This is a genomic window from Tistrella arctica (assembly GCF_039630945.1).
Lineage (GTDB): Bacteria > Pseudomonadota > Alphaproteobacteria > Tistrellales > Tistrellaceae > Tistrella > Tistrella bauzanensis.
Genome location: NZ_JBBKTV010000001.1, coordinates 600,778 through 618,198, shown reverse-complemented (window position 1 = coordinate 618,198; position 17,421 = coordinate 600,778). Strand labels below are relative to the sequence as shown.

Below are 17,421 nucleotides of genomic sequence, written 5' to 3'. Positions count from 1 at the left end.
ATCGGCTGGGGATGCCGGATGATCAGCCGCGGATGCCGGCCTGCCATTCGTTCAATCGCGCCACATAGCGCGCAAGCACGTCGATCTCAAGGTTAATCGCATCGCCGGGCGTCCGCTCGGACAAGGTTGTGTTGGTCCAGGTGTGCGGAATGATGTTCACACCGAACCGCGTGCCGTCGACCTCGTTCACCGTCAGCGATATGCCGTCGAGGGTGACCGAGCCCTTGGGGGCGATGAAACCCGCGAGCTCTGCCGGCACCTCGAAGGCCAGCCGCCAGGATCCCCCCTCAGGGGTCACCGACACCAGACGCGCCACGCCGTCGACATGGCCCAGCACGACATGGCCGCCAAGTTCGTCGCCGACCTTCGCCGCCCGCTCCAGATTGATGTGCCGACCCTGGGTCCAGCCGCCAAGCGTGGTCTTCGACAGCGTCTCGCCCGAGGCTTCGGCATCGAACCAGGCCCGCCCGCCGCCGTCGCGCCCGCGCTCGATCACCGTCAGGCAGCAACCGGAACAGGCGATCGAGGCGCCGATATCGATGCCGTCGGGATCATAGGCCGTGGCGATCCGCAGCCGGCGGTCTTCGGCGGCCCCGGCCCTGGGGGCCGTGACGCTGACGATCTCGCCGATATCGGTGATGATGCCGGTGAACATGGCTGAACGCGCTTTCTGAAGGGAGGGACGCTGTCAGATCCGGGGGGCGACGGTGCCGGTCGCCGCATAGGTTTCGTATATGTCGGGTCCAAGGGACAGGACGTCCAGCCGCTCGAACGCCGCCATGTCGACCAGATGGTCCACACCATAGGCGCGCGCCGCCGCCAACCCGTCGCCGCCGGCCACCACCGGCGCCCTGAACCAGTGGACCCGGTCGACCAGCCGATCGCGGAGCAGAGACGCCGCAAGCTCGCCGCCGCCTTCGAGCAGCACCCGGGTGATGCCGCGCTGGCCCAGAACCTCCAGCACCCGCAGCGGGTCGGGGCGGCCATCGGCGCCGTCGGGCACGCCCAACACCTCGACCCCCGCCTGAACCAGAGCGGCCCGGCGGTTGACATCGGCATCGTCGCGGGTCACCAGCCAGACCGGCGCCATGCCGGTGTCGCGGCCGCGGGCGGCTTCACGCACCAGCGCATGGGTCAATGGCAGCTTCAGGCGGCTGTCGATCACCACCCGAACCGGCGAGCGGTCCTCAAGCCCCGGCACCCGCACGGTCAGGCGCGGATTGTCGGCCAGCGCCGTGCCGACACCGACCATGATCGCATCATGGGAGGCGCGCAGCATGTGGCCCATGGCGCGAGACTCAGGCCCCGTGATCCACTGGCTTTCGCCATTGCGGGTAGCGATACGGCCATCCAGCGTGGTCGCGACTTTCCAGGCGACCAGCGGCCGCCCGGTCAGAATGCGCGAGAAGAACCCGGCATTCAGCGCGCCGGCCTCGGCCGCCATCAGCCCCAGATCGACGATGACCCCGGCACGGGTCAGCGTTTCCATGCCACGGCCGCTGACCCGCGGATCGGGATCGCCGGTGGCGATCACGACCCGCGCCACACCCGCCGCCACCAGGGCATCGGCGCAGGGCGGGGTCTTGCCCCAATGGGCGCAGGGCTCAAGGCTGACATAGGCGGTGGCGCCGCGCGCCGCACCGCCTGCCGCCGCCAGCGCCACGGCCTCGCCATGAGGGCGCCCGCCGGGCTGGGTCCAGCCGCGCCCGACAACCCGGCCATCGGGCGATACCAGCACGCAGCCGACGGCGGGGTTCGGCCAGACCCGTCCGAGGCCGCGCCCGGCCAGCGCCAGCGCATGGGTCATGTGGTGCCGGTCGGCGTCGGACCAGATCACCGGCGCCGACACCGCCGGCCCGTCCGTTTCAGGCGCCTGCAGGCCGGCATATACCGCATCAGACATCGTCATTCCCGCCGCCATCGGCCGTCGGCGTCGGCATGCCGCCCGCCAGGCTGCCGATCAGGGCCTGGAAGTCGCCCACCTCGCGGAAGTCGCGATAGACCGACGCAAAGCGGACATAGGCGATCTTGTCGACGCCGATCAGAGCCTCCATCACCAACTCGCCGATGATCCGGCTCTCGATCTCGGTCTCGCCCATGCCTTCCAGGCGGCGGTGGATGGCGCTGACCATCCGTTCCACCTGCTCGGCCTCGACCGGGCGCTTGCGCACCGCGATCCGGATCGATCGCGCCAGCTTCTCGCGCTCGAACGGTTCGCGGACGCCATCCTTCTTCACGACCACCAGATCACGAAGCTGGACGCGCTCGAAGGTGGTGAAGCGGGCGCCACAGGCGGCACAATGACGGCGCCGCCGGATGGCGGCACCGTCTTCAGCCGGGCGGCTGTCCTTCACCTGGGTCTCTTCGTTGCCACAGAACGGGCAGCGCATCGCACCTCCGGATATGTCAGGACGATCGGCGCCCGATCAGGGCGCCGATCTGATCAGAGCGCCGGATAGATCGGGAAGCGGTCGCAGAGCGCCTTGACCTCGGCCCGCACCGCCGCCTCGACGGCCGCGTCGCCCTCTGGGTTGGCGGCAAGCGCGTCGAGCACCTGCACGATCAGCCGCCCGACCTCGCGGAATTCCTCTTCGCCGAAACCGCGGGTGGTGCCGGCCGGCGTGCCGAGACGCACGCCCGAGGTCACCATCGGCTTTTCGGGGTCGAAGGGGATCGCGTTCTTGTTGCAGGTGATGCCCGTCCGCTCCAGCGCATCCTCGGTGGCATTGCCCTTCAGACCCTTCGGCCTGAGGTCGACCAGCATCAGATGATTGTCGGTGCCGCCGGTGACGATGTCGAGGCCCCCCGCGACCAGTGTTTCGGCCAGCGCCTGGGCATTGACCACCACCTGGCGGGCATAGTCTTTGAAGTCGGGCCGCAGCGCCTCGCCGAACGCCACCGCCTTGGCCGCGATGACATGCATCAGCGGGCCGCCCTGAAGGCCGGGGAACACCGCCGAATTGATCTTCTTACCCAGCGCCTCGTCATTCGACAGCACCATGCCACCGCGCGGACCGCGCAGGGTCTTGTGGGTGGTGGTCGTGACGACATGGGCATGCGGCAGCGGCGACGGATGGACACCGGCCGCGACCAGCCCGGCGAAATGGGCCATGTCGACCATCAGATAGGCACCGACCGCGTCGGCGATGGCACGGAAGCGTTCAAAATCGAAGATGCGGCTATAGGCCGAACCGCCGGCGATGATCAGCTTCGGCTCGTGTTCCCGGGCCAGTTGCTCGACCTCGTCCATGTCGATGCGGCCATCCTGAAGACGCACGCCATACTGGACCGCATGGAACCATTTGCCCGACTGGTTGGGGGCGGCGCCATGAGTGAGATGGCCGCCGGCCGCCAGCGACATGCCAAGGATGGTGTCGCCCGGCTTCAGCAGCGCCTGGAACACCGCCTGATTGGCCTGGGCCCCGGAATGCGGCTGAACATTGGCATAGGTGCAGTCGAACAGCCTGCAGGCGCGCTCGATCGCCAGCACCTCGGCGATGTCGACGAATTCGCAGCCGCCGTAATAGCGCTTGCCCGGATAGCCCTCGGCATATTTGTTGGTCAGCACCGTGCCCTGAGCGGCCATCACGGCGGGGCTGGCGATATTCTCGGAGGCGATCAGCTCGATCTGGTCGCGCTGACGGGTCAGCTCGCCGTCGATCGAGCGCATCAGCTCGGCGTCATCGGCGAGCGAGGCGCGGAAGAACGCCTGGGCATTATAGCTGGGGGTCTGGTCGGTCATCGGTCGCGCACCTGTCCGGAGGTGAGGCGCGGACACCCGGCGCCGGTGCCAGCCGGGCCGGGTGTCCGCCTAAGCAGAAACGGTGCGGCAGCCTGCCATTCGGCATCAGCCACCGCACCGCGGTCGGTTGAGCGGTCAGCCGAGCTTGTCGACCCGCCGCTGATGACGGCCGCCTTCGAAGGCGGTGGTCAGGAAGACATCCAGGGCATCCCGCGCGGTTTCAGGGCCGATCACCCGTTCGCCCATCACCAGAACATTGGCATCGTTGTGCTGCCGCGACAGGCGCGCGGTCAAGGCGTCATGCACCAGGGCCGCACGGATATGGGGGTGACGGTTGGCCGCGATCGAGATGCCGATGCCCGATCCGCAGATCAGCACGCCGCGGGCCGCGCGGCCTTCGGCCATGGCCGCGGCCAGCGCATTGGCGAAATCGGGATAGTCGACCGATGCCGTGCCATCCGTGCCGAGATCGAGAACCTCCAGGCCACGGGCGGCAAGCTCTTTCTTCAGCGTGGATTTGAGATCGACGCCGCCATGATCCGAGGCGATCGCCACGACGCGGGTGCTGTCAATGGACATGCCGATCCCTTCCTTGATCCTGAACGCCGGCCGGAACCTCTCCGGCCCGGATACGACCGTCGCGCGTGTGCCCGGCCGCGATGCCTCTTCCCTTAACACACCCCGCCCGTATCGCCAACTGCGCCGCACACATGGTAACCAGCCATCGGGTGCATGGGCAGGTGCATGAGGCGCCCGGTCATGGCCGGATCATGGAACCGCGCACCCGGCCGCCACGACGTGCAACGGGACGCCACGCCACCCCAATTCGTCGTTCGAGAAAGGCTGAGCACCAAGAACACCCGGAAGAAGTGTGTCCATTACTGCAAAAGGGCACGCTATCGACGATATTTCTGTTGTGATATCTGTTCGGCCAAGTCATCATGCGGCAGGTGATATTTGCCGCGAGGGGCATTTGCAGAGGCGGATCAAGATCCGATGATGCTACCGATAGACGGGCTTCCGATATCAGGGCGTCCATAGCGGCCGCATCTGGCCCTTCAGCGGTTTTTTGCACGGTGACTTCAACGGCGGACAGCCATCGGAAAGCGAGCGTTCCATGTCGGATAGTTCCGAGACCAGTATCATCGCCCATGACAAACTGCTGAGCATGGCAGCGCAGATCGTGGCGGCCTATGTCAGCCACAATACCCTGCCCGCCCAGCAACTGCCCGAAGTGATCCAGACGGTGTATTCGGCGCTGAGCGATCAGCGCAATGGCGGCACGTCGCCACAGGAAGCGGTACGCGAAGAGGCGCAGAAGCCGGCCGTGCCGGTGCGCAAGTCCATCACGCCCGATTACATCGTGTGCCTGGAAGACGGCAAGAAGCTGAAGATGCTGAAGCGTCATCTCCGCGCCAATTACGGGATGACGCCGGAAGAATATCGCGCGAAATGGGGCCTGGCACCGGACTATCCGATGGTGGCGCCGAATTACGCCCAGCAGCGGTCGGACTTTGCCAAGAAGATCGGCCTTGGCCGCGCCACCAACGCGCCCCGCGCCCGCGGCGGCCGCCGCGCCGCCCAGGCCTGACCCCGGCCCTGCGACCGGACATACAGGCCGTCGTCACGACATCGAAGCAACGGGGGGCTCCGCATGACGGCGGCGCCCCCCGTTTGCAGCTTGTGCGGTGGCTGGTTTGGCGCCGTGGACAAACGCCCTGGCGCCTCGCGGGCAATACACGGTCCCTCGCACTCTATGACGGCTGTTCGGGCGATCTGTTATCGTCCCCGACCGGTGTCACGCCATCGCGCGTGATCCTGATGTTGCCTGATGTCGTGGACAGAAGGCATGTGCGTCACGCCTCCTGTTGTCTGGTCTCGGTGATCTGGAAAACCTTGGCGATGATCCGCCACGTTCCGTCCACCCGGACGAATGTCAGGAAATCCACGAAATCACGTGAGCCGATGGAGCAGCGCACACGCGCGACGGCGGTATTGTCTCCGGCAAGGTCGATCCCGTCGATGTGATCACGACGCCGTTCGCCGCGAGATGCCGGAGATTGCCGCGCCGCGACAACCGGAAAATACTCATCCATGGTCCGATACAGGAACGGTGTCTCGTCCGCCGTGGCATAGATCGCCCGGGGGTGAAAGACACGCTGAAGCTTCCCGACGTCGCAGTCGTAGAGCGCGTCGAAATAATCCTGAATGACCTGACTGAGATGGTCGAACGTGTCGTTCGTCATGCTGCCTCCGGTTGAATAAGGCCCTCGGCCATCAGCGCACTGCGCACCGCCGGACGTGAGCCGATGCGGCCGACATAAGCGGCGACCATCGGCCAGCGCGCCAGATCGACGCCGATAAAGTTGCTCCAGTTGAGGACGACGAACAGATAGGCGTCGGCGACCGTGAAGGTCTGGCCGAGGATAAAGGGCCGTCCGTCCGACAGCGCGCGCTCGACATCGCCGATGCGGCGGAAAAGCGTCGCCTCCGCACGGGACATCTCGTCGTCTTCAAGCGTGCGACCGCTGAACCAGGGGCTGAAGCTCTTGTGCAGTTCGGACGCGATGAAGTTGAGCCACTCCTGCAACCGGACCCGCTCGATCGTTCCCGCGGCGGGCGCAATCGCCGCGTCCGGAGCGATGTCTGCGAGATACTGCAGGATGGCCGCGTTCTCCGTGAGGATCACCCCCGGTTCAATCTCCAGAGCTGGCACATAGCCTTTCGGGTTCACCGTCAGATAATCGGCCCCGATTGCCGTTGTGGCGGTCTCGGTGTCAACCTTGATCGCGTCGAAATCCCGGCCGATCTCGGTCAGGGTGATGCGGGACGCGAGCGAGCAGGCGCCGGGTTTGAAGTAGAGCAACATGGAAACCTCATGTGTCGGTGGGCACGCCAAGACTACGAACTGGCGTTACCATTGACAATTTAGTTTCTCCTGGTTACTTCATTTTCAGGTTTCCCCGCGGTAACGCCTCCCCGATCTGAGACTGCTGTCCGATATGAGTTTGAAAGTCCGGAAGAACCGAAGCGCGCCGCCGCCCGAGACCTGCGCGCTGACCGAATGCATGTCGATCATCGCCGGTGCATGGGCACCGAATGTGATCTGGCACCTACGTGCCGGACCACGGCGCTTCAGCGAGCTGCGGTCCGACATCCCACCGATTTCAGCCAAGGTGCTTTCGCAGCGATTGAAGGAACTCGAAGGCCGGGGCGTGCTGTCGCGTGCCGTCCAACCGACGACGCCGCCATCGGTCGCCTATGCCCTCACAGCGCTCGGGCACGACCTCGTCCCGGCGCTCGACGCGATCGTCGCGGTGGGACATAAGTTGAAGGCCGAACGGCGGTAGGTCTGTGGTGGGGATGATCCTCAGGATCCATTCCCGATATCAGGGTCACCACCATCGGCAAGACCGCCCGGCCGCGTGCCGGGCACCGGATCGTGAAGATGGCAGAGATCCTGAAGCGCCGCACGGCTGCGCAGGACACAGGCCGCCCCTTCACCGATCGCCTGCGCGCCGTGATCGAACTCCATCCACCGGATATGACCCACACGGGGCGCCAGAACCAGATCTGGCGGGTCGCCGGCCATACGGCTGCGGCTGATCCGGTCCTGCATGATCGCGATCGCGCTCATCATCACGTCACCGATGCCGGGATGCGTGGCCCGGCCGGCCTGCGCCACCGCCCGGCGTTCCATCTCGGCCGCGCCACGCGGGCCGAAGCCGATCAACCGGCCACCGAACCCCAGCAGCCGGCGGGCGCCGCGACGATCGGGCACCGCGCTCGCCACACCGGCCGGTGCCCCGCGCGCAAGCCCGTGGGCATGGGCCGATGGATGGGCCTGCAGCGATGGGCCGTGCGCGTGGCCCGACGGTCGATCTTCATCTGCCGCCCGCGCGATCGCATCGGCGCCATCGATCGGCCGGGCGCTTGACGGCCCCGCAGCGGCCTGCCGGGCGGCATCGATCCGCAAGCGGCGACGATAGCCGGCCAGATCGCCATGCAGGGTGACGGCGATCACCGCTTCAGCGCCAAGATGACGACAGAGCGAGACCGGCACCGGATTGACCAGCCCGCCATCGACCAGCAACCGCCCACCCATGCGCACCGGCGCGAAGATGCCGGGAATGCTCATCGATGCCCTGAGCGCGTCGACCAGATCGCCTTCGGTCAGCCAGACCTCCTGACCACTTGCCAGATCGGTCGCGATGGCACCGAACGGCATCGGCAGATTTTCGATCCGGGTGTCGCCAAAGGCCTCACGCAGCACCGATGCCAGCCTGTCGCCAGCGACCAGGCCGCCGCCCCCCATGCGGAAATCGCCCAGCCGCACCACTTTCAGCCGGGTCAGCGCCCGTACCCAGATCTCGAATTCATCCAGCCGGCCGGCCGCATAGAACGCACCGACAATCGCCCCGGCGCTGGCGCCCGCCACGACCGTCGGGGTCACGCCCTCGCGCAGCAGGCCGTCCAGAACGCCGATATGGGCCCAGCCGCGCGCCGACCCTGAACCCAGCGCCACACCGATCACCGGCGGGCGAAGCGCCTGCGGCGCCGGATCGCCGCGACGGGCGGCGGCATCGGCGCGCCGCCGGCGGCGGCGGCGTGGCGGCACCGGATCGGCCGCCGGCAACGGGTCCGCCACGGGGGGTGGTTTGTTGGGTGTCGGATCGGCTGCCGCCATGGCTGCCGGTGCCGGTCCGGGGCGCACCGGCGGGTTGTGCGCTGCGGCAGAAGTTTGAGGATTGTTGCTGGTTCGGGTTGGCGCGACGGGTCTGGTCATGCGATGCTCGTCTCCGATGGCGGTCCGGATCGCCCGGCCGACAGCGCGAGCGAAAGGAAGTGCCCGATGCCCAGGCTGTTCGTCGCTCTTCCCCTCCCCGAAGCCGTCAGGGAGGCGCTGTCCGGCCTCCGGGGTGGGCTCACCGGCGCCCGCTGGACGGCGCCGGCCAATCTGCACCTGACATTGCGCTTCATTGGCGAGGTCGACGGGCCGTCGGTCGCCGACGCGCTCGACGCCCTCGGCACGATAGATGTCGTGCCGCTGACCCTGTCTCTCAAGGGGCTTGGTCTGTTCGGGCCGGCGAGACGGCCCGGAATATTGTGGATCGACGTCGATGGCGGCCCTGAGCTGATCGAGTTGCAGCGCCGCGTGGATGCAGCGATCGACGGTGCCGGCCTGCCCCGCGACCGGCGCCGGTTCACACCGCATATCACCCTCGCCCGGCTGCGCCGCGCCGCCGATGACCGGCTCGATCGCTATCTCACCACCCATGCGGCCGCGGCCGTGCCGCCGTTCACGGTGGATGCGATGCACCTGTTCGAAAGCCGGCTCGGTCATGAGGGGCCGGTCTACAGCAGCCTCGGTGCCTTCGGTGGTCTGGCTCATGTCGGCGCCGGCCTCGACGATCTGGACGATTTCGCCGAACTGGAGGCACCCGACGACAGCGAGTATCCGATGCTCGCCACATCGGGCGGACGCGTGCAGCCGGGCTTCGATGGCCGTGGCCATGCGACGACCAGTTGGGGCGGCCCGCCATCGCCGTGGCGCGATGCCGATATCTGGCCGCATGGCGTGTCGCGCCGCCGCCGGCGGCGCTGAACCCGTGCGGCGGTCACGATGCCACCGGTGACAGAGCGGCACCGCCGGATGGAAATTCTGTGACCGTCTTAACCACTTCGATACCAACAGCGGCCTAGGGTGAAGCCAGACGCCAGGATCGGGCCGGTCATAGACGACCCGGCCCGTCTCCTGGTCCCGCTCTCAAGTTTTTCGACGCGAGTTCAGATCGCATGGCCTCACCTGTCGCTCCCGCATCATCCTCGCCCGCCGATAGCAGCCGTGCAGCCGATGGATCGGCCGTGGCGGGTGACCCACGCCGGATGATGCGCCACCACATCGCCGAACTGGACCGGCGACTGGCCGAGCGCTGGCGTCAGGGCCGCATGCAGATCCTGGCCTGGAACAGCTATGGCGCCCGGCTGGATCTGCTGATGTTGTCGACGTCACATCTGCACGATGCGATCGCCCGCGATCCGTTTCTGATGGTGGGGCCGCGCAAGTTCAGCTATGCCCGCATGCGCCGGGCGCTGCAGACCCTGGGCCTGCGGCCGGTCACGATCGAACTGCCCTTCACCCCCGGCGTCGATCTGCCGGAAGCCGCGGTGGATGCCGCCGTCCGCCGCTATGGCTGCACCGAGGTGCAGCACCGCGGCATCGCCGGGTTCGAGATCCGCGGCATTCAGAAACTGGACCCGATGCAGGCGGCACAGGCGACCGCCGTGTTGTGGTCACGGGTGGTGCGGGCGCGGCAGTTGCTGGTGCGCTCCGGGCTCGATATCGATCTGGTCAGCCAGCAGAGCGGCGACACGCTGCTGCTGTGGAGCCGCCAGATCGGCCACAAATCCGACACCACCCTGTTCGCCCTGCTGCTGCTGGTGCTGGCCGATGCGACGCTGGACCGGATGACCGAAGCCGAGGCCGTGGCCGAAGCCCAGGCCGCCGCTGCCCACGCCGCCGCCATCGCCGCAGGCGTGACGCCGCCGCCGGCCCCACCCACGCCGGCACAACAGGCCGCCGAGGACGGGCTTGACCCGCATCACGGCAGCGGTCTGGTGGCGGCATTCCATGTCGGCAGCCATGTCGAGATGTATCCGCCCGAAGGCGATCGCCCGGGCACGATACCGGTCGCCATGGGCGAGGCGGTGCGGATGATCCGCCAGATGCTGACGATCGCGACCGACGATCAGCTTCTGATCGGGCAGTTCGCCGCACCGTTGGCGGAAGGGCCGATCCGTCAGGGGCGGATCTATCGGATGGTCGACACCCCCCGCTTCATCAGCCATGCCCAAGGCCTGCTGGATCGGATCGAGGGCGAGAAGATGGGCGGTGCCGCCCTGAACCGGCTGGTGACCTATCTGACCGGCGACCGGCTGATCGAGGGCGTCTTCACCATCAAGCGTTACGAACTGGATCGGCCGGACGGTCTGCCCTGCCGGTTCTTCAATGCCAAATGCACGCTGCACCGTCTGAACGCGCCGCCGGTGTTTCTGGGGCTTCAGAATGAACGGATCCGCCGGGCACCGGGCACGACCACGGTGTATGAGAGCCCGCAGCCGCAACCGGCAATGCTGTGGCCCGATGATCCGGTGAGCGATGCGGAGCCATCGGCCAGCGCCGGCTGACGGCAGGCCTCAGGCGTCGGGTATCTCAGGCGTCGGGTATCTCAGGCGTCGGGCACCTCAGGCATCGGGCACCTCAGGCATCGGGCACCAGCACCAGCGAGCCGATGACGTCGCGGGCTTCCAGCCGGCGGTGGGCGTCCGCCGCCCGGCGCAGCGGCAGCACCCCGGCCACGGTCGGTGACAGCAGGCCTTCCACAAGCGCCGTGAACAACGCCGATGTCGCCTCGCGCAGCCGTTCACGATCGTCGATATGGGCGAACACGCCGGGCCGGTCCAGGCCCAGCGACCGCTGCGGCCCCAGAACCCCCACATCCAGCGGCGGGATCGGCCCCGCCACCTGACCGAAGCTGACGATCCGCCCGAAGGGCCGCACCAATGCCGGCAGCCGGGTGAAATTGGCGCCGCCGATCGCGTCGAACACCAGATGCACCCCGGCACCGCCGGTCATGTCCAGCACCGCGCGGCCGGCATCGGCGATCGCCGCCGACCCGCCGATGACGACATGTTCGGCCCCCGCCTCACGCGCCGCCTCGGCCTTGGCCTGGGTGCCGACGATGGCGATCACGCGCGCGCCCATGGCAGACGCCCAGCGCACCAGGATCAGCCCCACCCCGCCCGCGGCACCGCGCACCAGAACCGTGCGGCCATCCAGCCGCAGCCCGAGCCCATAGACCATCATATGCACGGCGATGCCGGGCAGAAGTGCAGCCGCGCCGACATCCCAGGGGATCATGTGAGGAAACCGCACCAGCCGGCCGACCGGCAGCACACGGTGGGCGGCATAGGCACCGTGCGGCGGGCCGGCATGGGCCACGCGGTCGCCGGGCCCGAAGCGGTCGACACCGGCGCCCACCGCCAGCACCTCCCCCACCGATGCCAGCCCCGGCACATGCGCCGGCGCACCGGCGGGTGCCGGTATGGCATCGAAAGGCAGGGTGCCGTCGCGGTAATAGAGATCCAGATGGTTGACGCCGATGGCGCGGGTGGCCATCAGCACCTCGCCCGGCCCCGGCCGGCGCAGCGGCACCATCGCCGGCACCATTGCCTCCGGCCCGCCCGGCCGGTCGACACGCATCACCAGGGTCTCGGACGGGATCGGCGGCGGCGCGGCGGTGGTCATGGAGCGGGCTTTCCGGTCTGGGCAGGGCTGTTGCCATCGATGTCTGTCATCGATCCGTCCCATACCACGCCGCGGCCCCGCCGCCGTCAAGTGCCGAGGCGCGTCAGCCGCCGCGTGCGACCCGCCCGGGCGTGGTGCCGAAGCGGCGCCGGAAGGCGGTGGTGAAATTGCCGACATCACCATAGCCGGCATGAAACGCGGCCTCGGCGATGCTGCTATGGCCCGACGCAATGGCAGCGCGCGCATGATCGAGCCGCCGGCCGCGCAGCCAGCCGGCGATCGACTGGCCATGGGCCGCGCGGAACAGCCGCTGCATGGTGCTGACGCTGACCCCGCAATCCGCCGCCACCGCCGTCAGAGACGGCGCGATGCCATCGCGTTCCAGGGCATCGCACAGGGTTTCCAGCCGCTCGCGCAGCCGGGTGGCCCGGCGCAGATCGGCCGGTCGCAACCCGCCCGGTGCCGGGACATCGCCGCCGACCGCACCACCTTGGCTGGCAACCGCGGCGAGCACCGCGGCGGCAGTTTCAAGGCTTCGAGCCTCGGCGATCAGGTGACTGAAAGGATCACCCGGCGGCTCGGCTGTGATCAGCCCGGCCGTCAGCGCCACCAGCCGCGGCGACGGTGTCCACCGCACCGCTGCCAGATGACGGCCGCAGAACCGCCCGGCCGGGGTTTCGGCGGCGAGCCCGGCTGCCTCAAGCCAGCCCCGGTCAAGACGCAGGGTCAGTTTGCGGACATGGGCGCCGGCGTGAAACTGCCGCAACAGGCGGTCGGGTTCGGCCAGAGACACCGCAAAAGCCGCCGCACCAGCGGGCCCGGCCCGGCAGATCTGGCGCCGGCCGCCGAAGCTCGCCTCCACCAGTCCGTCCAGCACGATCACCGCCGTGATCGAGGGCGCGATCTCGCGGTCATGCACCCGGTCGTCGCATTCGATGCCGTCGGTGGTGTGGACCATCAGCCCCGGGCGCGGATGGGCGACGGTCAACGCGCCGGCCAGCGCCGCGCTCTCCAGGGGCTCCCGTGCCTGCATGATGATCCGCTCCCGCTGTCACATGACGTCGCATATCGCAATTGCGACTTATTCTCATTTATTGGCGACGCCAAGGCAAGCCCGGCCTGCTGGCCGGCATCACATGCCCGCGCAGGTTCAGGCAGGCGGGGACGCAGGCGGGGCAGGCTGGCACATTTTCACAAAACTGCGGCCGCCGCGCACAAGCCATGGATCTGGCGACCCCATCACTGGCGGTGTAATTGAAACGCAGTCGCAACTTGCTGCATCCCATCCTGCCCTTCGGAGGCCCCGTCATGCGCCAGCCCTGCCCGCTCCTGTTCCTGTCGCTCGGCGTGTCCGTCGCCACGGCGGCGCTGATGACCGGCGCGGCGCGTGCCGACGAGGCCGAGGCGCTGCCGACGCTCCAAATCGAGGATCGCCGCACCGATCCGGCCGATCCCGGCCGCACCGAGGGCAGCACCAGCTATGGCACCGACCGGGTCAGCGTCGGCGGCAAGTCGGTGCGTGAGATCCGCGAGGTGCCGCGCAGCGTGACGGTGATGACCCGCGCCCGGCTCGACGACCAGAACCTGACCCAGCTTGAAGACGTGGCCCGGCGCACCCCCGGCTTTCTGGCGCTGAGCAACGATCCCGGCCGGTCGAGCATCTTCTCGCGCGGGTTCGAACTCGACAATGCCCTGGTCGATGGCCTGCCGGCGCCGCTGTCGAGCATCTATGGCACCCAGCCGGACCTTGCGATCTTCGACCGGGTGGAACTGCTGCGCGGCCCCGCCGGCCTGTTCGGCGGCACCGGCGAGCCCGGCGGCACGGTGAACCTGATCCGCAAACGCCCGACCGAAACCTTCGGCGCGCGCGGCACGCTGGAAGCCGGATCCTGGAACAACTATCGCGGTGTGGCCGATGTCAGCGGCCCCATCGCCGGTAACGGCCGGGTGCGCGGCCGGGTGGTCGGCGCCTATCAGGACCGCGAGAGCTTCACCGACACCACCGACACCCAGGTCGGCGTCGGCTATGCCGCGATCGATGCCGACATCACCGACGACACCATGCTGTCGCTGGGGGTGTGGCGCCAGGAACGCGAGGGCACACCGTTCAATGGCCTGCCGGTATCGACCACCGGCGAGTTCCTCGATATCAGCCGCTCGACCTTCATCGGCGCCGACTGGAACCGGTTCGAGAACAGCTCCAACGAAGCCATCGCCAGCCTGACCCACAGTTTCGACAACGGCGGCCGGGCCGAAATCTCGGGCCGGGCGACCGACCGGGACGTCGATCTGAAATATGCCTATGGCTCGACGGCCGTCGATCCGGCCATCGGCACCACCAACCTCATCGCCATCCAGCGTGCCTATGAAGAGCGGAGCTATGCCCTCGACGCCCATTACAGCCAGCCCTTCGAGGCGCTGGGCGGGCGCCACGAAATCCTGATCGGCGCCGACTGGCGGCGCTATGTCCAGACCCTGGACAGCGGCACCGCCCGTGGACTTGGCACGGTGAATGTCTATGCCCCGTCTTCCGACATCGCCGAACCCGATATCGCCATGACCGAGCGGACCCGGGTGGAGCCGGAACAATATGGCCTGTACAGCCGGCTGACCCTGCGGCCGGTTCAGGACGTGACCGTGCTGCTGGGCGGCCGGCTGTCGTGGTATGAGAGCACCGCCACCGATCGCAACACCGGCACCACCAGCACGGTCGATGCCGATGCCGAATTCACCCCCGATATCGGGCTGGTCTATGACCTGACCGATGATATCGCGCTGTATGCCAGCTATGCCGGCATCTTCCAGCCCCAGACCCAGCTCGACGAGGCCGGCAACCCGATCGAGGCGCGCAGCGGCGAGCAGTATGAACTGGGCGTCAAGGCGGCGCTGGGCGATAGCGGCCTGATCGCCACCCTGGCCGCCTTCCGGCTGCGCGACAGCAACCGGGCGGTCGCGATCACCGACAGCACCCGCTATGCCGCCGGCGCCGAGGTTGAGGTGCGCGGCATCGAGGCCGAGGTCTCCGGCACCATCCTGCCGGGCTGGGAGGTTCAGGGCGGCTATACCTTCACCCGCACCGAATATCTGAAGGCGGCGACCAGCACGTCGGGCACCACCTTCAGCACCTATACCCCCAAGCATGTCGTCCATGCCTTCACCCGCTATACGCTTCAGAACGGCCCGATGGCGGGGGTTCATGTCGGCGGCGGGGTGCGCTGGCTCAGCAGCTTCTACAACATGGCGGGCGCGCTGAAGATCGAGGAGGACGGCTATGTCGTCACCGACCTTCAGGCCGGCTGGGGCTTCGCGCCCGGCTATGATCTGACCCTGTCGGTCAACAACATCTTCGACGAGACCTATTACGACCGGGTCGGCGGCGCCGGGCTGTTCAATTATTACGGCGCGCCGCGTAACGCCATGCTGTCGCTGAAAGCCAGCTTCTGAACCGGCGCCGCGCCCCCGATCCGCCTTCCCCGCGATATCCCGAGGACAGCCAGCCCATGCCCCGTTCCGAGGCGCGCATCGCCACCACCCTCGGCCAGCGCTACATGACCCTGCTCTGCCGGCATTTCCGCCACAAGGTGCCGGCCGAGGTGACCGGCGACACCGCCCGCGCCGATTTTCCCTGGGGCGCCAGGGCCGACATGCGGGCCATGGCCGACCGGCTCGACATCATCTGCACGGCACCCGCCCTGCCGGAGCTTGCCCGCACACAGGAGGTGATCGCCATCCATCTGGCCCGCTTCGCCTTCCGCGACCGGCCGGAGATTGTCTGGCAGACGCTGGACGAGACCTGAGACCGCATGGCCTTTCGGGTTCAGACGGCCTTGCGAAAGGTGAGATTGATCCGGCGGGCGCCCAGCAGCGGATGGGTGCCCGCCTTCAGCGCCCGCACGCCATGATAGGCCAGCCGCCAGGGCCCGCCCCAGACCGCGACATCGCCATGGATCAGCGGCACCGGCATCTGGCGGTCGGTGCGCTTCAGCCCGCCGAACAGAAAGGTCGCGGGCAGGCCCAGCGATACCGATACGATCGGCGCGGTGAAATCTCCCTCGTCGCGATCCTGATGCAGACTGAGCTTCGCGCCCGGTTCATACAGATTGATCAGACAGGCATCCGGGACAAAATCCGCGAAGCCCGCCGCATCAGCCGCCCGCAGCGCCAGACAGGTGAACAGGTCGGGCATCGCCGGCCAGGGCCGGCCGGTCTGCGGATCGCGCGGATCATAGCGATAGCCGGCCCGATCGCTGACCCAGCCGAGCCGGCCGCAATTGGTCATCGCCACCGACATGGTATAGCCGCCGGGGGTGACCAGATGCCGGAACGGCGCGCCGGCGGTGATGGTATCGACGGCGGCCAGCAGCGCCCGATCCTGCGGCGTGGCCAGCCCGCGCAGCACGGTAAGCCCCGGCACAGCCACCGGTGGCACCGAAAGCGCCGGTGCTCCCAGGTCATCGAACAGGTCCGGCAGCAGGCCGGTCTGGCGTGTGATGGTCATGGTCGCCCTACTGCGCGTCGTGAAAGATGATGCCGAGCGTATGGCGCCGACCGGCACGCACCCGGCTGACACCGTGGCGCATGGTCACCCGATAATCGCCGCGGGTGCCACGCACCGGCCGTTGATTGACCGCGAACACCACCGCATCCCCCTGCCCCAGCGGCACCACCTCGGCGCGCGACTGCATGCGCGGCCGTTGTTCGGTCAGCACGAATTCGCCGCCGCTGAAATCGGCATCGCCGGCCGCCACCGCCGCCTCGGTGCCCGGCCGCGACAGCAGCACCGCCAGTTGGAGCGGAAAGGCCAGCGCGCCATACAGATCCTGATGCAGACAGTTATAATCGCCGGGCCCGTATTCCAGCAGCAATGGCGTCGGCCGGATCTGCCCGGCCGCATGGCAGCGCGCCAGGAAGCTGGCATGATCATCGGGATAGCGATCGTCGAGCCCCATCCGTGCCGCCCAGCCATTGGCGATGGCCGCCAGATGCGGATAGATCCGCCCGCGCAGCGCCGCCACCAGATCGGGCAGCGGCCGCGCGAAGTATTTATACGCGCCCTGCCCGAACCCGTGACGCGCCATCACCACATGGCTGCGAAAGCGGCTGTCATCGGGGTAGAGGCCACTGATCGTAGCACAGTCATCCGGCACCAGAAGACCGGGCAGGATCGCCGATCCCTGACGGTCGAGGGCTGTGGCGACGGCCGCCCAGTCGATGCGGCCTGTCCGCCCGGCAATGGCATCGGCGGCGGTCGGCATTGCTGTCTCCAAGGTGGTGGTCATCGGCGCCGGCATCTCCACGGCTGAGGGACAGACCGGCATCATGGCGCCGATCGCCGGCCGGCGCTTCCCGCGAGCGGTCGCCAAAGTCGCAG

18 protein-coding genes are annotated in these 17,421 nt (G+C 68.1%); 6 read left to right on the top strand and 12 right to left on the bottom strand.

The window, feature by feature from the left end:
- Positions 1-22 precede the first annotated feature (22 nt).
- The 5 genes from WG924_RS02835 to rpiB all read right to left on the bottom strand — a co-directional run bounded on the left by WG924_RS02835 (position 23) and on the right by rpiB (position 4,321).
- Complete coding sequence (locus WG924_RS02835) at positions 23-655, bottom strand: riboflavin synthase (protein WP_345931508.1); 633 nt, start codon at positions 653-655, stop codon at positions 23-25.
- A gap of 33 nt (positions 656-688) precedes the next feature.
- Complete coding sequence (gene ribD, locus WG924_RS02830; protein ID WP_345931743.1) at positions 689-1,807, bottom strand: bifunctional diaminohydroxyphosphoribosylaminopyrimidine deaminase/5-amino-6-(5-phosphoribosylamino)uracil reductase RibD; 1,119 nt, start codon at positions 1,805-1,807, stop codon at positions 689-691.
- Between the two features lie 88 nt (positions 1,808-1,895).
- Entirely contained in the window at positions 1,896-2,390 is a 495-nt protein-coding gene (gene nrdR, locus WG924_RS02825; protein WP_345931507.1) for a transcriptional regulator NrdR, read from the bottom strand.
- Between the two features lie 53 nt (positions 2,391-2,443).
- Positions 2,444-3,742: a serine hydroxymethyltransferase gene (gene glyA / locus WG924_RS02820; RefSeq protein ID WP_345931506.1), complete on the bottom strand. Its 1,299-nt coding sequence runs from the start codon at positions 3,740-3,742 to the stop codon at positions 2,444-2,446.
- A gap of 135 nt (positions 3,743-3,877) precedes the next feature.
- Complete coding sequence (rpiB, locus tag WG924_RS02815; protein WP_345931505.1) at positions 3,878-4,321, bottom strand: ribose 5-phosphate isomerase B; 444 nt, start codon at positions 4,319-4,321, stop codon at positions 3,878-3,880.
- A 538-nt stretch (positions 4,322-4,859) separates the two neighbouring features.
- Between rpiB and WG924_RS02810 the strand changes: the two genes are divergently transcribed.
- Positions 4,860-5,333, top strand: coding sequence for a Ros/MucR family transcriptional regulator (locus tag WG924_RS02810; RefSeq protein ID WP_188575594.1), 474 nt, complete (start codon positions 4,860-4,862; stop codon positions 5,331-5,333).
- Positions 5,334-5,598: 265 nt separating this feature from the next.
- Here the strand turns inward: WG924_RS02810 and WG924_RS02805 are convergent, their stop codons facing one another.
- A complete protein-coding gene (locus WG924_RS02805) occupies positions 5,599-5,988 on the bottom strand; it encodes a nuclear transport factor 2 family protein (RefSeq protein ID WP_345931504.1) in 390 nt (129 codons plus the stop codon).
- A complete protein-coding gene (gene gstA, locus WG924_RS02800) occupies positions 5,985-6,611 on the bottom strand; it encodes a glutathione transferase GstA (protein ID WP_345931503.1) in 627 nt (208 codons plus the stop codon). Before gstA ends, WG924_RS02805 begins: the two co-directional genes overlap by 4 nt.
- A 133-nt stretch (positions 6,612-6,744) precedes the next feature.
- Between gstA and WG924_RS02795 the strand changes: the two genes are divergently transcribed.
- Positions 6,745-7,092: a winged helix-turn-helix transcriptional regulator gene (locus WG924_RS02795; RefSeq protein WP_345931502.1), complete on the top strand. Its 348-nt coding sequence runs from the start codon at positions 6,745-6,747 to the stop codon at positions 7,090-7,092.
- Positions 7,093-7,112: 20 nt separating this feature from the next.
- Here WG924_RS02795 and WG924_RS02790 read toward each other — a convergent pair whose 3' ends face one another.
- Positions 7,113-8,528: a patatin-like phospholipase family protein gene (locus tag WG924_RS02790; RefSeq protein WP_345931501.1), complete on the bottom strand. Its 1,416-nt coding sequence runs from the start codon at positions 8,526-8,528 to the stop codon at positions 7,113-7,115.
- Between the two features lie 66 nt (positions 8,529-8,594).
- Between WG924_RS02790 and thpR the strand changes: the two genes are divergently transcribed.
- Both thpR and WG924_RS02780 read left to right on the top strand, forming a co-directional pair.
- Positions 8,595-9,347, top strand: a complete 753-nt coding sequence (gene thpR, locus WG924_RS02785) for an RNA 2',3'-cyclic phosphodiesterase (RefSeq protein WP_345931500.1) — start codon at positions 8,595-8,597, stop codon at positions 9,345-9,347.
- Positions 9,348-9,628: 281 nt separating this feature from the next.
- The gene (locus WG924_RS02780) at positions 9,629-10,930 is read left to right on the top strand and encodes a hypothetical protein (RefSeq protein ID WP_345931499.1); all 1,302 of its coding nucleotides are present in this window, start codon (positions 9,629-9,631) and stop codon (positions 10,928-10,930) included.
- A 73-nt stretch (positions 10,931-11,003) separates the two neighbouring features.
- Here the strand turns inward: WG924_RS02780 and WG924_RS02775 are convergent, their stop codons facing one another.
- On the bottom strand, positions 11,004-12,050 hold the full coding sequence (locus tag WG924_RS02775; RefSeq protein WP_345931498.1) for a zinc-binding dehydrogenase: 1,047 nt from the start codon (positions 12,048-12,050) through the stop codon (positions 11,004-11,006).
- 103 nt (positions 12,051-12,153) lie between these two features.
- Positions 12,154-13,083, bottom strand: coding sequence for a helix-turn-helix transcriptional regulator (locus WG924_RS02770; RefSeq protein ID WP_345931497.1), 930 nt, complete (start codon positions 13,081-13,083; stop codon positions 12,154-12,156).
- Positions 13,084-13,358: 275 nt separating this feature from the next.
- Here WG924_RS02770 and WG924_RS02765 point away from each other — a divergent pair, with 275 nt between their 5' ends.
- Entirely contained in the window at positions 13,359-15,494 is a 2,136-nt protein-coding gene (locus tag WG924_RS02765; RefSeq protein ID WP_345931496.1) for a TonB-dependent siderophore receptor, read from the top strand.
- 56 nt (positions 15,495-15,550) lie between these two features.
- The gene (locus WG924_RS02760) at positions 15,551-15,847 is read left to right on the top strand and encodes a DUF2218 domain-containing protein (RefSeq protein ID WP_345931494.1); all 297 of its coding nucleotides are present in this window, start codon (positions 15,551-15,553) and stop codon (positions 15,845-15,847) included.
- 20 nt (positions 15,848-15,867) lie between these two features.
- Here the strand turns inward: WG924_RS02760 and alkB are convergent, their stop codons facing one another.
- Both alkB and WG924_RS02750 read right to left on the bottom strand, forming a co-directional pair.
- A complete protein-coding gene (gene alkB, locus WG924_RS02755; RefSeq protein ID WP_345931492.1) occupies positions 15,868-16,548 on the bottom strand; it encodes a DNA oxidative demethylase AlkB in 681 nt (226 codons plus the stop codon).
- 7 nt (positions 16,549-16,555) lie between these two features.
- The gene (locus WG924_RS02750) at positions 16,556-17,329 is read right to left on the bottom strand and encodes a 2OG-Fe(II) oxygenase (RefSeq protein WP_372045126.1); all 774 of its coding nucleotides are present in this window, start codon (positions 17,327-17,329) and stop codon (positions 16,556-16,558) included.
- Between the last annotated feature and the right edge of the window lie 92 nt (positions 17,330-17,421).

Bases quoted from the DNA above. Each gene is read 5' to 3' on its own strand.
- WG924_RS02835 (WP_345931508.1), bottom strand. From the start codon at position 655: ATGTTCACCGGCATCATCACCGATATCGGCGAGATCGTCAGCGTCACG.
- ribD (WP_345931743.1), bottom strand. From the start codon at position 1,807: ATGACCCATGCGCTGGCGCTGGCCGGGCGCGGCCTCGGACGGGTCTGG.
- nrdR (WP_345931507.1), bottom strand. From the start codon at position 2,390: ATGCGCTGCCCGTTCTGTGGCAACGAAGAGACCCAGGTGAAGGACAGC.
- glyA (WP_345931506.1), bottom strand. From the start codon at position 3,742: ATGACCGACCAGACCCCCAGCTATAATGCCCAGGCGTTCTTCCGCGCC.
- rpiB (WP_345931505.1), bottom strand. From the start codon at position 4,321: ATGTCCATTGACAGCACCCGCGTCGTGGCGATCGCCTCGGATCATGGC.
- WG924_RS02810 (WP_188575594.1), top strand. From the start codon at position 4,860: ATGTCGGATAGTTCCGAGACCAGTATCATCGCCCATGACAAACTGCTG.
- WG924_RS02805 (WP_345931504.1), bottom strand. From the start codon at position 5,988: ATGACGAACGACACGTTCGACCATCTCAGTCAGGTCATTCAGGATTAT.
- gstA (WP_345931503.1), bottom strand. From the start codon at position 6,611: ATGTTGCTCTACTTCAAACCCGGCGCCTGCTCGCTCGCGTCCCGCATC.
- WG924_RS02795 (WP_345931502.1), top strand. From the start codon at position 6,745: ATGAGTTTGAAAGTCCGGAAGAACCGAAGCGCGCCGCCGCCCGAGACC.
- WG924_RS02790 (WP_345931501.1), bottom strand. From the start codon at position 8,528: ATGACCAGACCCGTCGCGCCAACCCGAACCAGCAACAATCCTCAAACT.
- thpR (WP_345931500.1), top strand. From the start codon at position 8,595: ATGCCCAGGCTGTTCGTCGCTCTTCCCCTCCCCGAAGCCGTCAGGGAG.
- WG924_RS02780 (WP_345931499.1), top strand. From the start codon at position 9,629: ATGATGCGCCACCACATCGCCGAACTGGACCGGCGACTGGCCGAGCGC.
- WG924_RS02775 (WP_345931498.1), bottom strand. From the start codon at position 12,050: ATGACCACCGCCGCGCCGCCGCCGATCCCGTCCGAGACCCTGGTGATG.
- WG924_RS02770 (WP_345931497.1), bottom strand. From the start codon at position 13,083: ATGCAGGCACGGGAGCCCCTGGAGAGCGCGGCGCTGGCCGGCGCGTTG.
- WG924_RS02765 (WP_345931496.1), top strand. From the start codon at position 13,359: ATGCGCCAGCCCTGCCCGCTCCTGTTCCTGTCGCTCGGCGTGTCCGTC.
- WG924_RS02760 (WP_345931494.1), top strand. From the start codon at position 15,551: ATGCCCCGTTCCGAGGCGCGCATCGCCACCACCCTCGGCCAGCGCTAC.
- alkB (WP_345931492.1), bottom strand. From the start codon at position 16,548: ATGACCATCACACGCCAGACCGGCCTGCTGCCGGACCTGTTCGATGAC.
- WG924_RS02750 (WP_372045126.1), bottom strand. From the start codon at position 17,329: ATGACCACCACCTTGGAGACAGCAATGCCGACCGCCGCCGATGCCATT.